We start from the raw sequence: 14,299 nt of genomic DNA, 5'->3' as shown, positions 1-14,299 counted from the left end.
GTCTTTATTGATTAAGGATTCGATTAATACTCCATTGGATGAATCAGCCATTGGACTTCATGATTTGTCTTCAGTCTGGTGGCTTAATGCTTTAAGAGAGGTGAATGGCCTGAATTTTTATCGATATCCTAGATTCCAAAGAACCTACTGCCGTTCATGTCACCAACAAAAATTTTGCTCATAGTCGTTATTTTGGCTTTTCTTGGCTTAGCTGCTTTAGCATTTCAGCTGACCAATGGCATTAGCGATTCTGATTCTTCAGACGAGCTGCAAGAAGCTCTCCCAGCCTTGCAGGTACGACCTTGAGGCACAAGCAATTAATGATTTGAAAAAAGTTGCTTTTTGCAGGCATCGAGAGTGATTGTGTATCTTACATTCCGTTTGTCGTCCACGACTCTATAAATCTTCCCTGTAGCCAAACACTTGGTCCGAGCATCTACAAATGCTTTGAACTCGGTCTCTCTGGTTACTTCAGGTGTCCAGCTTTCATCAGACAAGTGTTCAATCGTGTACATCAAGCTTTTTCCGTTATTGATATGCTGGCCTTGATTGGCTAAAAAACGTTCGATCTACTGATTAACCTTGGGATCAGAAAAATTTTTTGACTATTCAAAGGCATTTCTGTATTTTTTATTTAGTTTCACTTGAATTAGCGCGTATCTGTGCCAAGAGTTGAACTAACTTCTGAGTATCCGCATCCAAATTATTTTGGATTTTCTGTGGGTTCCAGGCACCGGATTTGTCGCTCAAAAGCTTGTGCCTGATTCATTTTCCTAAGCAACTTATGGATGTCATGGGTCGAGAGCTCTCCATTCGACGCCCACTTCATCGACGACAACTCATATTTCTGAAGAGGTGCGGACATCGACCAATCAATTAGGTATTTGAGCTTACGTTGGATCTTGAACTCAGAACGGGCTCATTCTTGGCTTTACCCTTCAGAAATTCTGTAATTCGCTGTTTCCTCATTGGTTTTCCCTGATCCAAGGCTCTCTAGGGAGAGTGCTGCGCTGTGCGACTCTGAATGCCCTGCCCCTTGTCCAGGGTGGTGAAGTGAATTCTTTCTCGCAAGCATTGCGAAACGGCAGCCCAGGGAGGCAAGATGAAGAAAATCTGTAGTTATCTGGCGTGATCCACGGACCCTGTTGCCCTATCGATCAATCCACTCTCGATTCACCTGACTATTGGACTGATCCAGCCTTGATGTCGTCTGCGGCACCTGCTTCTGCAACGGAGTGGCGTCGTTGGGAAATCGAGAGTCGGAGTCGCCATGCAAAGTGGGTGACTCGTCATAGCCAATGACAGGCGACACCCGGTTACGGGATCGGCGTTTTGCCTCAAGGCTTAATGAGTGTGTGTTGATCAAATTTTCTTCATATGGATGTGTTGTGACGTATTCGATGTTCTGATTGCGCCTTTGTAGAAGTGTTTTGTTTGTTCAAAGTGTTTTTGAAGCACCGCTTTATCGTTTTTTCGCTGGAATAATCCATTGGCTGAGCATCGTCGCGGGTGATTGTCGTCTTTCTGCGGTCTCTCCTCGGCTTTTTCGTTGATTTCCTAGGTGTTCTCAGTGATTAGGTTGATGAGCTCACTGGCCCAGATCAGTCTTCTGTTGCACCCCATAAGGCAGACTGTCCATAGGTCAAGGATTCAAGCATGGCAACAGCAGAAGAGAAGCGCACCATTACCAAGAAGCGCCTGCAGGAACTTCGCAATATGTGTCGAGAGCACTACAACGTTCTCATCGAGGAGGGCACTATGCCAGATGCTGCAGATGTTCGCGTGACGAATCAAAAGCTTGAGGAACTGATGGAGCTCCTTGACGGGAAAATTAAATGGGACAACGTTTGACGACGCTTTATTCTCTAAGGCTGGATTGGCTGTCGCAGCCTCTTGCTTGTCAACGTTGATCTTTGTTTGATCTTTTTCCCTCTTCAAGTCATTGGCTGTCAAAATTATTGCGATCAATAATTTGATTGTTTGTCAATTGCTTTCTAAAATGTTTTAAAAATCATTTGCAATAAAAAAGAGGCTTGCTTTGCTAGCCTCTTTTTTATTGCAAATGATAGCGATTATTCTTCGGTGTCTTCCGTGCCTTCTGGGATCAGTCGAATTTGCTTTCGCCCTAGTTTGATGGTGAAATTGTCGCCAGGATTGAGCTCAAGCATTGCTGTATAGGCTTTTCCGATCAACAGATTTCCATTGCCTTGAACTTTGGCGATGTAGCTCAGTTTTCGTCCACCTTTACCAATTCCCCCTGCTCCGCCACCGAGATCAATGCCTTTTGCATTGAGGAGAGCTTCATAAAATGCCGTGAAGTTCACTCGATTACTTCCATCTTTCTTCTGGGAAACATAGCCGCACTGCGTGGCTAAATCGGTTTTGGATACATCGCCAAGGTCTTTGACCTTAGCGAGCAGGTCTGCACCAGTCAGCATTTGAGAAAAGCTTCAACAAACTATTACTAACAGCCCATCCTTATCTAAGTCAACTTATTGGATTGATTTGACTTCCATTTGTGTATTTCTTCCGTCCTGCTGCTGATGTCGATCGAGTCGTTTGTTGTCCTTCTTTGTATTTTTATGGATTTTGACTGCTTAAGCTACAACCTCTCTGTCCCTTCCTCCTCTTTCCCTTTGCTGTTGGTTTTCCTGTTGATGATGTGGCTTAGATCCTTCTGCCTCTAGGTTGTCGGTCTTTAACTTTTTTGTGAGAGGTCTTACTGATGTGTTGGATCCTGAGTTTCTGTATCCAAAGCCATCAGGCGGAACAGGGACGCTTGGGCCTCCACCGGTCTCTGGCCTAATCGGCCTACTCCTCGTCATGCAATTGCGACAAAACCCGCGCGGCTAGACCTCGCGAGATCCGTCGTTCGATCAATAAGTTGCAAACCCAATTGAACAGTGGAGGATTGGCTGGGTTGGATGTCAGCCGCTCTTGCAAGAGCTTGAGCTCTGGTTTTGTTTTGATCCCTCGTAAGGCATCAATCAGCATGTCTTCGCCTGTTGTGGTCTGAATCGTGCGTTGAGCTGTGCTGGTCATCTGCCAAAGACATGCGTTCCTTCGTTCTGGCACGTTTTGCTGTCAGTTTGCAACCCTGTCCGTTTGCCTACTGATCCGCCAGCTTTTCCAGGGAGTTTGCTGTTCGATACATCTGGTGTGACGCTTGCGGGCTGATCCCGTCGATCGAACTTGCTGAGTAGATGCTTCCGTCCCAGGCGAGATACTGGACGCCTTTGTCTTCGGTCCACATCCAGCCGAGCACATTGATGAATGCACTGCCGTCTCTGATGGCGTGGACGTTGGAAAAGGCTTGAAAGTCGCTTGGAATGTTCATTGCAATTCTGATTATTGGCAAGCTCGTTGTTTGCAGCTTGGCAACGGATGTCCTGAAGGACCACCTCAGTTGCAAGCTGTCTCATCCCCTCCCTCAGTGTTTGTCATTCCAGCGCAGCATGCTGATCCAGATTGCAAACAGGGTTCCAACAGGAATCACGATCACCAAAAGCTGAGCGATCACGAATTGTCGGACTTCTGGATTCATGGTTTTGTGCCTCGTGGATAGCTCCTCTGGATTAGTTCGTGCGTTGAGCTGGAACGATGGTCATTCCGATCGGAGCTATGGCAATCAGAGCGAGTTTGATGTGTTGAATTCCGAAGGGGATCCCAATGATGGAGACGAAGCATGCCAGTGCTGAGGTGAGATGGCCAATCGCTAACCACCAGCCCGCCACTAAAAACCAAATTACATTTCCGATGAGTCCCATTGGGCCTGTGCCTAGATCAATGCGTCCGCTCAGATCGCGTCGGTTGATAGCTTCATAACCAAAAGGCCACAGAGCAAATTGACCAATCACAAAACATGATCGGCTCCATGGAAGGCCCACGATGCTGATGGCAGAGACAAGACCCGCTAACCACCAGCCCAATGCCATGGGCAATCCGCCAAGGATGACCCAAAGAATATTGAGGATTGATTTAACCATGAGTTCATTCTTACCAAATTCCAGGGATCAAACGGAAACTTTTTGATTTGTAATCTGAGAAGTCTTGATATTTGTTTTTCATCGAAGATTCCTTGTCTCGGATTCTCTGTACATATAAAACGAAGATTGATAATGGCACTAAAAATGCCCAAAGGGATCCGGCTACAACGCTAAAACTTAAATAACGCATTAAATCACCTGTGTAATTGACATGCCTTACCCCGCTCCAGATGCCCGTGCGAACCAAGCCTGTGCCAGCTGCTTTTTCTGTTGTTTTCTGGATGTCGGCGGCGGTATTAATCAAGCTGCCAAAGTAAAAAAGTGGAATGGCAGTTGCGGTGGCTGCTATCGAGATCTCTGTCGGATTGGTGAAAGCTAAAATGGCTGGTAGTGAATAAAAAATACCAACAATAAGGAGTGCCCCTATGAATGCACTGGTATCAACCTTTTCTGTGAAAATCTGCTTGCAACGATCAGGATAGATTTTTTGTTCTAGCAGCCACCATATGCAGTAGCTGATGTGCATGCATGCGTAGAGTATCTGTCGCTGCCCATGGATGCCAAAGAGTGGGATTAATAAGAGAATTAGTGCAATTGTGACCACTTTGGCCCAGTTGATTGCTGTTAATTGCGTTGCCATGTCTGACGAGTTATTTCATTAACAGTTTAATAACAACCAAGGCTGTGCAGATCGCAAGTATCCACCAAATCCAAGTTGCGCTTGTTATCACTGCTATGGCAATTCCGATAATTAAGAAGATCAGAAAATGGTTGAGGGTCATGGGCTCGAGAGTTGTTCCCCCATTCTGAATGCGGCTTTGCGGATCTTCAATCCGTGAGGGAAGCCTCAGGTTGGTCCAAGCCTGGGAAGTGGACTACCAACAGGTCTTCATCTGTGATGGATCCATTCGCATCAAGCAGTTCTGGATGGGTTGTCAACAGTCCAGTACGGTCTGCGCGGCGTCTTGAATGAGCAGGGCTAGAGGGGCCAGGGCTCAAGCGCATCATCCGAAAGGCTTGAATCAAAAGGAATACGAAGACAGTCCCGTAGGCCAAGGGGAAAAGTGTCGAAAGCATGCCATGCATCCCTGATGTTAAGAAACGTTAACAGGTTTGTTGCTGATTTGTGTTTGTGAATCAGCTGGAAACTGGAAGCTTCGGTGGTTTTGCTGATCCTTTGGGCCAGCTTTAGATCATGACGATCTCCCTTCAACTGGCTGTGGCTCGATGCACCGCTCGCGGTCTGATCAATGGAACTGCTGCTGCTGATTACAGCGAGGTCATCAGCCTCCACCGCATGATGCAGCTTGAAGGTGAAACTGTGCTTGCCGCTGGCCTGTTGGCTTTAGCGCGTTCATTGAATCCATCTGAGGCCATGCGAGACGTCTCCCCCCATGAAGGTCAGCCATTGGCTTAGGAGAGCGCTCGCAGAGTGTCGCGCTCGTGCTGGATTTGATGCAGGTTTAGTTGTGCAGCAACCAGCTTTGGAGTTGGCTCACACACTCAGCCGTTGATTCATAGGGAAGAACGTTTCTCCCGCGAATCGTTGCACTCGAAGCATTCGGCATCTCCCGCGCATAAGTGTCGATGCGATCTTGTGCATCATCCCAATACTCGGAACGGCCAATCCCGGTTGCCTCCTGCCCGAATAGCAGCCATATAGGTTTCTTGATGTCTTGCCATTGCTTGGTCCAGTTGCGTCTCCAAAAACCAGCTAAAAAGGAAAATGTTGCCCAGCGTGTCGTCATATTGGCTGCTTCTTGATCCAGCATGTCGAGCCATTCAGCATCAACATTTTCGTAGCTTGCAAATAAATTATTGACCGAAAATGATTTTAAAAATTTGCGGCGGCGTGCGTAGCGGAAAAACAGAGACCCGATTGCTCCTTGAAACAGCAATCTCCAGAGGAGTTGCGATTGCATTCTTGGAAAAGGTTCCTCAAGAATGCGCCAGCTTGGTGGGCTGATCGCGATCAAGCCAGCCACGAGTTCAGGGGCGATCTCGATCACAGCTAAAGCGATTGGAAGCGACGCTCCTTGTGAGACAAGAATCGCTGGGGTGTTGTTGTGTTCTCTCAGCAGATCGATCAGTGATGTCGCCCAATCTTCGGGGGCAAGCTGTTGATTGGAATGCTCATTGACTCCGCAACCGAGCAGGTCAGGTGCGAGCAAGGTAGTCGTGTGGTCAGAGGCTCGCCAACAGGTGATGAATCGATCCCAAAATCGACTGGATAGGCCAACGCCAATGGGATGAATGAGGAGCAGGCGAGATGAGCTCAAGACGCCACACCGCAGGCGATTCGAGCACCGCCTCCTCCCAGCGGTGGCGTGTCGGAGTAGGTGTCTCCCCCTGCATGCACCACAAGAGCGCGGCCGCGAAGATCGGAGGCCTTAAGTCGTGGTGCCACCACGCTTGTTGTGGTGTTGCCATCTCGGTCCACCACTAATCGACTGAGATCACCGCGATGTCCATTCCCAAAAGGTCCGAGATGGGTGTTGGTTTCGTCTGGATCCCAATGTCCTAGAGCTGCCAGCCCTGCAATGGAGGCTCCTTCGGAGTTGGTTTGTGGAGCGCACTGATCGCCGGCATGCAAGTGGAACCCATGCTCGCCCTCGCTCAAGCCACTGAGTTCAGGAATGATCACCAAGCCTTGGTCTGTATCCCGGGCACTGATCGTGCCGATGGATTCACCGATTCCCTCGGTGTTGATGAGATTCATCGTGAGTTCAATTGTGCTGGCTTGCACTGTTGCAGGCATAAGCAATGCCAGGCACAGAGCCAAGAGTGCACCAAGTCGGTACATGGGGTTTGTACGGTTGCTTTTATTTTGTCTGGATAGTGGCTCTAACCGCTAGAGCGCCTGAGCCTCTGCAAGGGATCGTCCTTTCCAGGTCCAGCCCCTCCCCGTCAAGCTTTTCCAAACGGAAGTGGGTGCGATCAGCCCGATGATCACTCCGCCGATGCCCATCAGCCACCAGTGTCGCAATGGCACCGAAAAACGGGCTTGGGTCCAGAGGCGAACGCTGAGCTGCATCAAGATTGCAATCAATCCGAAACCCGCATCAATGAGCCATAGGATCTGATCGTGGTTGCTCAGAAACGCCATCGTCAGGCTGGTCGGTAGAAGGAGCCATGGCAGCGTGAACATCAACAGCACCACACCTCCAGCTCCCAGGGATTTGCTGATGCTGCGATCTAGACCGAGAAACCAGTTCTTGCTCCAGCCTTCCCAGAGAGCCTCGAAATTGGCGTACATCTGTAAATCGACGGCATCAATTCCAAGGACGTATCTCAAGCGGAATCCCCCCTCCTTAATCCGACGCGCCAAGGCCAGATCCTCCACAACCTCTCCTGCGAGGGCCCTGTGGCCGCCGATGGAGTTGTAGCTGCTTCTGCGGAACAACATGAAAGGGCCTGCAGCAAAGGCCACCTTTGAAGCAGGGTCATTGGCTTCAAGGATCGGAAATCCAAGTCCTAACAAGCTCGCAATGATCGGTTGGACCATCCATTCGGCAAGACATCCACAGGTCAAACGTGGAGCCAAGCTGAACAAATCGGCATTTTCGTTGATGCTCTGGTGGAGTGCGCGACGGATGGCATCGGGCGCCAAGGTCACATCGGCGTCAATGAACAGCACCCATTCGCTTCGGACCCGCTCCATGGCTTGGCTGCAACCCCAGTTTTTTCCCACCCAGCGCTCTCCTGTCGGTCGCGGGCCAGCTTGGAGAACGGCTGCACAGGGTTGGTCAGCACTAGCGACGGTACAGATTGTCTGTTCCGCAATCTCGACGGTGTTGTCGCTGGACTGATCGTCGACAACCAACACCTCCCAGTGAGAACACGGCTTGTCTGACATCAGTAAGTGAGTCAGACAAGCCTCAATGTTGTTCGCCTCGTTGAAGGCTGGGATGACAACGGTGAGACTGGTGTCCGTGATCTGCTCATCGTTGTTGTGCCAGAGCGTTGGAGCTGAGGCAAAGACGCGTTGTAGGCCTAAGAGAAGGATGGTTAGGCCTATCCCAGCCGCTAGAGCTGTCATGCCTGCAACCCAAGCCACAATCTGGATCAGGTTCAAGAGCTTGGCGGCGTCTGCTGCCTACTTTGACGAACTTCTGCCTCGATGTTGTCTTTGCAGGTGGAGCAAAGCAGATGCCCCTTATGTTTCCAATAGGCACGGGTTGAACGTTCGATCGTTTGCCGACAGAGCAAACACTGAAACATCGGGCTCATGGTTTTAAAGCCATCACGCTTAACCCTTATCCCACGGGTCCAAGACAGGTTTTGTTCATGGAGAGGTAAAGAGGCTTCGCATTGCTTTTTTGTTTTCAGAGCTTTTTCATTCTCACTGGTTGATGTGATGAATTCATGGCGCATCAACGTTGTCGCTCACGACGGTTTGCTTTTCGCGTTCCCCCGTATTGATAACCAGGTTGGTGTTGCAGATTGTTCCAGCAGCTAGGGCATGCAAATTGCCAATTTGGTTGCTCTGCTGTTTTCACTCTGTAGTGAATTGGACCTTGTCTAGAGCATTGGTCACAAGCGTGAAATTGGAATCGTTTCTGTTTGGTACGTGAATGCCAATCCTTTAAAAACCTCAACTCCTCATGAGTGGAGAGTCTGCCCAGTGCCGCATTGCGTTGGGGATAACGTCCAAAGCGTTGGATCAAGGTCTTGTTGCGACAAGCGACTGCAACTGTGGCTGGGTCGCTCCAACGCTCCAGGAAGGAAACCGCGTCCTCAATGTCTGCTAACTCCTCGCTGTGGAGCATCGGCATTAACCAAAACTGGCGACGCACCTGTTCTGGTTCTTGGGCGATCCATCCTTCCTCGATCGCTTTGTGGGTAAGCCTTAGGGCGTGAGCATCGCCAGCGAAGGCTCTGGGTTCATCTCTCCACAGTTGTCGCGTGAATTGATCCATCATCAAAACCAGCGCTAGTGCACCGGTCGCGTTCTGCTCCCAGTGGCTGAGTTCACCCCCCAAGGCTGAGCATGTGAGCTTGCCGAAGCGTCTCAACACCACTGCGTCAAAGTCTGCATTTCTGCGAAACCATTGGTGCGGGCGACAGTCATGAAACCAGAAGCGGAGTACCGCATTCGGGCTGGTCTGCATTAGCTGTTTTGACGGACTGCCTTCACAGCGATGCCTGCTTCAGCGCTGGTTACAGCGGCGAGCACCATCAAACCGATCAGTCCAACGAGTTGGTTTTGTGGTTCAGCTGCCGTTGCGGCGTCCTGAGCTAACACGGCACCAGCAACAAACCAGGTTGTGGCCAGTACGGAGGTGATCCAGTAAGCCTTCCAACGTCGTTGATATAAGTAACCGGCTTCAAGTCCGGGCACCACATTCAAGACAACGGCCACCCAGCCAGCGGATGCGGCGAGCACCTGATCTTTCGTAGGGATCATCAATAGGCTCCGACTTCACAACACTCTGTCGTGTTTGGTGCTTGGGTGGTGTGAACGACTTCGCTCGCTTTGCGCTCTCTGTTTTCGTTTTGCCTGGGGGTGTTGTTTTGGCTCGCCCCATGTACTGCTGTCTTTGCTGAAAGCTATTGGTGTGAGGGAGACCTGCTGACTGCCGAGCGGACCAATTTGGGTCAGGAGGCAATCGGCACTGTTTTGGAACCGATCCCCAATAGTTCTGATGGAACCGTGCCTGGCGATGGGATTGTTCTCCACTGGCGAGACCTCAACTTGCAACTGCCACGCACCAACAATGCTGGTCCACCCAGCTACACCGATGGGCGTTGGTGGTGGCGGGTGGAGGATGTTGATCATCCTGAATTCCGCCAAAGGAAAGCGTCCATTGAAACGTATTCCTGTGTGGCTCAGCTCGAGGGTGCTAACCCTCTCAACAACAAGAATTCATAGATCGCAACTGCGCTCACAAACAGTGCGATGGCCCCAACTACGAGCTTGCCGTTCATCGACGAAATCCCCACAACCACCATCATGGGGGTATTCACAACGTTGTCGTGCACGGTTCTGCCTGGATCTTGTTCGCTTGGTTCGTCGTCGCGATTGCTTGCGCGACCCGTTTCTGGCGGATTACAGCAGCCTTTCGTCGAAACAATGGATTGGCTGAGCCTTCGAGCAAAGCGATCAGAGAGTCACTCGAACGGGCCTGGGAGCGAAGCCCCCGTTGAAAACGGCGATAAATTAGTTCGATGGATCCTTTTCCCAGCACGGACAAACTTGAACGTGAGTTCAAGCAGGCGCAACAGTTCGGACGCTGGCTCAGCGATGAAGAGCGTTTGGCCTTGGAAGAGGAGGAGACTCAATCGTTGAGGCTGATCGAACAGCAACGACATCGACGCGTGCGTCTCGTTGTTTTGACCGGGGTGTGTGTCTTGATTCCACCTCTTTGGGGACTTGCGGCAGCTCTTAGTTTTTATCTACTGTTTCCAGGCACAGCAAAACGTTTCGCCTTGATTGCTGGCAGCACTCTGATTTTTTTGCTGATTTTATCAATTTTAGCTTTTGGATTTTTGATGATGATTCTTGCAAATTTTCTTTTTTAGGAGGTCAATTGTTTGCCAATTCTCTGAATTTCTGGTTTTGGTTGAGGTTTGTAGCATTAAGCCCCTGATTGATCAAAAAAATCAGAGTTTAAGGATCAGCCAAGCCAGTGCGCAGCTTAATGTCAATGAAATGATTCCGATAACCGCTCTCCAGAAGCGGGGGTCATTGGTTTGGAACATAAGATCTGCTTGAACAGATTAGTCAGGATGACAGCTGAATCGTTCCGGCTTCAATGCGTTTCAGCAGATTGCTCCTCAGTTTTTGGTCTGTCTCGTCCAATCCGCGGTTCAGCAAAACTTCGCGATAGTGCTCAACACTGATTTGGTTGTGCAAGGTGGCCTCTAAATAAATCTCGACCATGGCGCGGTGTGATGAAGTTCTGTAAAGCTATGCGTCAGGGTTCGCGACCGCGTGCAATTTTTCGTTCGGTTCCCCTCAGCTCAGTGATGGCAGCGGCTGGGCTTCTCCCTTCGCTCCGTTTGGTTTTGATGCCGATGCCTCTTGCCTTCAGCTATGAACGATCGCTTGCGCCAGTACAGCCGATTTGGCCTACGAGCATTGCGAATCGTGGCAAGCACTTTGGCATTGGTGGCGTTGCTGCGCTCGGATTGGGTTACGGGAGCAGAAGCATCCTTGGCCTGGCTGCTGTTTGTTCAAGTGGAGCGGCGCTGGACAGATTCATCTGATGACGACTCCTAGGGATCAAAGTGTTGGCTGATATGCGTTGGCTGGGTTGACCAAAATAACGATCTTATTTTATTCATTAAAGCAATAAAGTTGGACCATTGTTTTGGCGTTAGTACGCCTTGATTTGAGGCCATTTTGATTGAATTCTGTTGTACCTGGTTCTGTGGTCTCGTTCCAGCATCGTCAGCCTTTAGGATAGAAATCTGGAGGTTTTCAAATCCTGTTCAGCCTTCCCATATCGGTTTGACTGCCTGATGGTGCCACCACTGGATCGCCCCACAAAAATATGCGTTGTTTGTGGTCGCCCTTTCCAATGGCGTCGCAAATGGAAGGACGTTTGGGGGGAGGTTCGTTACTGCTCAGAGCGCTGTAGACGCCGACGAGGGTCTGGTGGAGCAAAATCATCTTCATAAATCAATGTTCTTCGACCTGCTGATTTAATACTTTTGAAGACTATGAACAACTTTCTGTCAAAGACATTGAGATCACGTCTTCTGCGGCAGGTGACAACTCTTGCCGTCGCCTTGCCTTTAGTTGTTGCATGCTCAAAACAAGGTGATTTAACTGATAAAACCAGCACCGCTTCTGATGATCGTCCAGTCGTTTTGACAACATTTACGATCCTTGCTGATATGGCTCGTCAGGTGGCTGGTGATCGTTTGCAGGTGAAATCGATTACCAAACCGGGTGCAGAAATTCATGGTTATGAGCCTTCTCCTAAGGACTTAGAACAAGCATCAGGAGCAGATTTAATCGTTGAAAATGGGTTGGGATTAGAACTTTGGGCCCGTCGCTTTGTTCAATCAGCTGGAGATGTGCCCACTGTCACTCTCACCCAGGGGATGCAGCCATTGCTCATTGAGGGTGATGTCTATGCCGGTAAGCCCAATCCCCATGCCTGGATGTCACCTTTACGGGCTCAGGGATATGTTGATCAACTCGTCGATGCCTTTTCTGATCTTGATCCAGAGGGATCCCAGATCTATCGAGACAATGGCAAACGCTACAAGCTCCAATTGGAAAACTTGGATACCGAGTTACGAAACCTCCTCGCTGCTATTCCCAAAAAACAGCGGGTTTTGGTCAGCTGTGAAGGTGCATTTTCTTATTTAGCTCAAGATTATGGATTTGAGGAGGCTTATTTGTGGCCTGTTAATGCTGAAAGCCAGATCACTCCGAGACGAATGGCTAGGTTGATCGAGCGTGTGAAGAGAGATCAAGTTCCTGCGGTGTTTTGTGAAACCACCGTGAGTGATAAAGCCCAACGAGAGGTGGCTCGTGCTTCAGGCGCTCGCTTTGGTGGCAGCTTCTATGTGGACTCTCTATCAAAACGCAACGGTCCTGCGCCAACTCTGCTCGACCTTCAACGCCACAATGTGAAACTTCTTAGGCAGGGGTTGGCTGCTTCCGCCGAAAAGTCCTCATGACCCAGAGTGAATTGATGCGGATCGAGGCAGATCAGATCTGTGTTGACTACAACGGCACAGTTGCTCTCTACGACGCTTCTCTTCATCTGCCTTCGGGATGTATCTGTGGATTGGTAGGGATGAATGGGTCTGGTAAATCGACCCTTTTCAAGGCCCTCACTGGCTTTATTCGTCCCTCGCGTGGACACATCAAAATCAACGGACGCAGTGTGTCTAGGGCTCAGCGAGATCAAGCTGTTGCCTACGTCCCCCAGAACGAAGGGATCGATTGCGATTTTCCGATCTCTGTTTGGGATGTGGTGATGATGGGCCGCTATGGAGCCATGAATGTGCTGCGGATCCCACGGCAGTCAGACAGGGTTGCGGTTCGACATGCCCTTGAGCGCGTTGAGCTTCTTGATCTAAGGGATCGTCCGATCGCTGCTCTCTCCGGTGGCCAACGTAAACGGACCTTTTTGGCAAGAGCCATTGCACAGCGCGCATCGGTGTTGTTGTTGGACGAACCCTTCAATGGCGTGGACGTTCGTACCGAGAAGTTGATGGCAGAGCTCTTTTTCCAGTTGCGTAAGGAAGGACGCACCATTTTGATTTCAACGCATGATCTCAGTCATGTCAGAGACTTTTGCGATCTAACAGTTCTAATCAATAAAACGGTCTTGGCTTACGGTGAAACGTCAGAGGTGTTTACTCCAGAAAATCTTTCTTTGGCCTTTGGGGGCCTCCCTCCGGATTTGTTGACCGGAAATAGTTCCTCGGAGGACGTTTGAATACATTTTTGCTCGAGCCACTTCATCACGCCTTCATGGTGCGGGCTCTGTTGATCAGTGCGACCGTTGGTGGTGTTTGTGGTCTCCTTTCTTGCTACATGACCCTCAAAGGCTGGGCGCTGATGGGTGATGCGGTTTCTCATTCAGTGTTGCCAGGGGTCATCCTGGCCTATGCCATAGGACTGCCTTTTTCGGTTGGGGCCTTTGTCTTCGGTGTGGGATCAGTTGCCATGATTGGCTTCGTCAAGCAGAAATCCCGAATCAAGGAAGATACGGTGATAGGCCTTGTTTTTACTGGTTTCTTCGCTTTAGGACTGGTGCTGGTCTCGAAGACGCGGAGCAATATTGATCTTACTCATATTCTTTTTGGCAATGTGCTTGGTATTTCTATTGCTGATATTCAACAAACGCTACTCATTTCAGGTCTTGTAACGGCTGTTCTTTTGTTATTGCGTCGTGATCTGTTGTTGTTTTGTTTTGACCCGACGCATGCACGTTCGATTGGAATCAACACCGGTGTTCTCCATTACCTGCTGCTCTCCGTGCTCTCTCTTGCTGCGGTTGCTGGTTTACAAACAGTAGGCATCATTTTGGTGGTTGCCATGCTGGTCACTCCTGGGGCTACTGCTTATCTACTAACAGATCGCTTTGATCGAATGAGTTGGTTGGCGATTGGCAGCAGCATTCTTTCCAGTCTTCTTGGTGTGTACACAAGTTATTGGACTGATAGCTCCCCAGCTGGTTGCATCGTTCTTGTACAGACAGGTTTATTTGTGATGGCGTTCCTCTTTGCTCCTAAGCATGGGATTTTGCGCCATCGATTTGCATCGTCGATGCCAATCTCAAGATTGCCCAATCCATAAGATCCGCTTGTGAGCTGTGGGATGGAAGCGTTGAGATCATTCTCAA

Annotated in this window: 24 protein-coding genes; 10 read left to right on the top strand and 14 right to left on the bottom strand. The window is 49.7% G+C overall.

The genetic code is table 11. The features are described from left to right. Positions 1–1,150 precede the first annotated feature (1,150 nt). A complete protein-coding gene (locus tag SIC18_RS11275; protein ID WP_157028579.1) occupies positions 1,151–1,312 on the bottom strand; it encodes a hypothetical protein in 162 nt (53 codons plus the stop codon). Between the two features lie 344 nt (positions 1,313–1,656). Here SIC18_RS11275 and SIC18_RS11270 point away from each other — a divergent pair, with 344 nt between their 5' ends. Continuing rightward, entirely contained in the window at positions 1,657–1,851 is a 195-nt protein-coding gene (locus SIC18_RS11270) for a hypothetical protein (RefSeq protein WP_011619698.1), read from the top strand. Positions 1,852–2,072: 221 nt separating this feature from the next. Here the strand turns inward: SIC18_RS11270 and SIC18_RS11265 are convergent, their stop codons facing one another. The 6 genes from SIC18_RS11265 to SIC18_RS11240 form a co-directional block, all read right to left on the bottom strand. Then, positions 2,073–2,438 (bottom strand): AbrB family transcriptional regulator, encoded by a 366-nt coding sequence (locus SIC18_RS11265; protein WP_048346759.1) that lies wholly within the window; start codon positions 2,436–2,438, stop codon positions 2,073–2,075. Positions 2,439–2,811: 373 nt separating this feature from the next. After that, positions 2,812–3,042: a hypothetical protein gene (locus tag SIC18_RS11260; protein ID WP_048346758.1), complete on the bottom strand. Its 231-nt coding sequence runs from the start codon at positions 3,040–3,042 to the stop codon at positions 2,812–2,814. 67 nt (positions 3,043–3,109) lie between these two features. After that, positions 3,110–3,337: a hypothetical protein gene (locus tag SIC18_RS11255; RefSeq protein ID WP_041426597.1), complete on the bottom strand. Its 228-nt coding sequence runs from the start codon at positions 3,335–3,337 to the stop codon at positions 3,110–3,112. A 238-nt stretch (positions 3,338–3,575) separates the two neighbouring features. After that, a complete protein-coding gene (locus SIC18_RS11250; RefSeq protein ID WP_413429666.1) occupies positions 3,576–3,986 on the bottom strand; it encodes a YccF domain-containing protein in 411 nt (136 codons plus the stop codon). Between the two features lie 10 nt (positions 3,987–3,996). Further along, a complete protein-coding gene (locus SIC18_RS11245; protein ID WP_048346755.1) occupies positions 3,997–4,626 on the bottom strand; it encodes a methyltransferase family protein in 630 nt (209 codons plus the stop codon). A gap of 188 nt (positions 4,627–4,814) precedes the next feature. Further along, a complete protein-coding gene (locus tag SIC18_RS11240) occupies positions 4,815–5,063 on the bottom strand; it encodes a DUF2973 domain-containing protein (protein WP_048348218.1) in 249 nt (82 codons plus the stop codon). A gap of 118 nt (positions 5,064–5,181) precedes the next feature. On the opposite strand from SIC18_RS11240, the gene SIC18_RS11235 reads away from it, so the two are divergent. Further along, positions 5,182–5,403, top strand: a complete 222-nt coding sequence (locus SIC18_RS11235; RefSeq protein WP_413429664.1) for a hypothetical protein — start codon at positions 5,182–5,184, stop codon at positions 5,401–5,403. A gap of 46 nt (positions 5,404–5,449) precedes the next feature. Here SIC18_RS11235 and SIC18_RS11230 read toward each other — a convergent pair whose 3' ends face one another. Genes SIC18_RS11230 through SIC18_RS11205 form a run of 6 tightly spaced genes read right to left on the bottom strand, consistent with a single transcriptional unit; the run spans position 5,450 to position 9,393 of the window. Continuing rightward, on the bottom strand, positions 5,450–6,265 hold the full coding sequence (locus SIC18_RS11230; RefSeq protein ID WP_413429663.1) for an alpha/beta hydrolase: 816 nt from the start codon (positions 6,263–6,265) through the stop codon (positions 5,450–5,452). Further along, complete coding sequence (gene sodC / locus SIC18_RS11225) at positions 6,262–6,789, bottom strand: superoxide dismutase family protein (RefSeq protein ID WP_048346753.1); 528 nt, start codon at positions 6,787–6,789, stop codon at positions 6,262–6,264. Before sodC ends, SIC18_RS11230 begins: the two co-directional genes overlap by 4 nt. A 48-nt stretch (positions 6,790–6,837) precedes the next feature. Further along, on the bottom strand, positions 6,838–8,025 hold the full coding sequence (locus SIC18_RS11220; protein WP_413430541.1) for a glycosyltransferase: 1,188 nt from the start codon (positions 8,023–8,025) through the stop codon (positions 6,838–6,840). 32 nt (positions 8,026–8,057) lie between these two features. Next, complete coding sequence (locus SIC18_RS11215) at positions 8,058–8,360, bottom strand: hypothetical protein (RefSeq protein WP_048346752.1); 303 nt, start codon at positions 8,358–8,360, stop codon at positions 8,058–8,060. After that, positions 8,360–9,097 (bottom strand): DUF924 family protein, encoded by a 738-nt coding sequence (locus SIC18_RS11210; protein WP_048346751.1) that lies wholly within the window; start codon positions 9,095–9,097, stop codon positions 8,360–8,362. The genes SIC18_RS11215 and SIC18_RS11210 overlap by 1 nt, the downstream gene beginning before the upstream one ends. Continuing rightward, on the bottom strand, positions 9,097–9,393 hold the full coding sequence (locus SIC18_RS11205; protein ID WP_413429662.1) for a hypothetical protein: 297 nt from the start codon (positions 9,391–9,393) through the stop codon (positions 9,097–9,099). The genes SIC18_RS11210 and SIC18_RS11205 overlap by 1 nt, the downstream gene beginning before the upstream one ends. Positions 9,394–9,462: 69 nt before the next feature. Here SIC18_RS11205 and SIC18_RS11200 point away from each other — a divergent pair, with 69 nt between their 5' ends. The 3 genes from SIC18_RS11200 (at position 9,463) to SIC18_RS11190 (ending at position 10,508) form a co-directional block, all read left to right on the top strand. Continuing rightward, positions 9,463–9,858 carry a hypothetical protein gene (locus SIC18_RS11200; RefSeq protein WP_084764036.1) on the top strand — a complete coding sequence of 132 codons (396 nt, stop codon included), beginning with the start codon at positions 9,463–9,465 and terminating at the stop codon, positions 9,856–9,858. Between the two features lie 125 nt (positions 9,859–9,983). After that, on the top strand, positions 9,984–10,133 hold the full coding sequence (locus tag SIC18_RS11195) for a hypothetical protein (RefSeq protein ID WP_245407334.1): 150 nt from the start codon (positions 9,984–9,986) through the stop codon (positions 10,131–10,133). Positions 10,134–10,154: 21 nt separating this feature from the next. Continuing rightward, entirely contained in the window at positions 10,155–10,508 is a 354-nt protein-coding gene (locus SIC18_RS11190; RefSeq protein WP_413429660.1) for a hypothetical protein, read from the top strand. A gap of 202 nt (positions 10,509–10,710) precedes the next feature. Here SIC18_RS11190 and SIC18_RS11185 read toward each other — a convergent pair whose 3' ends face one another. Beyond that, entirely contained in the window at positions 10,711–10,869 is a 159-nt protein-coding gene (locus tag SIC18_RS11185; RefSeq protein WP_245407333.1) for a hypothetical protein, read from the bottom strand. A gap of 153 nt (positions 10,870–11,022) precedes the next feature. Between SIC18_RS11185 and SIC18_RS11180 the strand changes: the two genes are divergently transcribed. From SIC18_RS11180 to SIC18_RS11160, 5 genes are all read left to right on the top strand, one after another. Then, positions 11,023–11,208, top strand: coding sequence for a hypothetical protein (locus tag SIC18_RS11180; RefSeq protein WP_071841224.1), 186 nt, complete (start codon positions 11,023–11,025; stop codon positions 11,206–11,208). A 242-nt stretch (positions 11,209–11,450) separates the two neighbouring features. After that, positions 11,451–11,609, top strand: a complete 159-nt coding sequence (locus SIC18_RS11175; protein WP_071841223.1) for a DUF2256 domain-containing protein — start codon at positions 11,451–11,453, stop codon at positions 11,607–11,609. A 42-nt stretch (positions 11,610–11,651) separates the two neighbouring features. Further along, a complete protein-coding gene (locus tag SIC18_RS11170) occupies positions 11,652–12,623 on the top strand; it encodes a metal ABC transporter substrate-binding protein (protein ID WP_048346745.1) in 972 nt (323 codons plus the stop codon). Positions 12,624–12,637: 14 nt separating this feature from the next. After that, a complete protein-coding gene (locus SIC18_RS11165) occupies positions 12,638–13,390 on the top strand; it encodes a metal ABC transporter ATP-binding protein (protein WP_048348214.1) in 753 nt (250 codons plus the stop codon). Positions 13,391–13,425: 35 nt separating this feature from the next. Further along, the gene (locus tag SIC18_RS11160) at positions 13,426–14,253 is read left to right on the top strand and encodes a metal ABC transporter permease (protein WP_084764034.1); all 828 of its coding nucleotides are present in this window, start codon (positions 13,426–13,428) and stop codon (positions 14,251–14,253) included. Positions 14,254–14,299 lie beyond the last annotated feature (46 nt).

This window comes from Synechococcus sp. Cu2B8-bc1011 (assembly GCF_047302735.1).
Taxonomy (GTDB): Bacteria; Cyanobacteriota; Cyanobacteriia; order PCC-6307; family Cyanobiaceae; genus Synechococcus_C.
The sequence above is the reverse complement of the archived record's forward strand: the minus strand, read 5'-3'. Positions and strand labels throughout refer to the sequence as shown.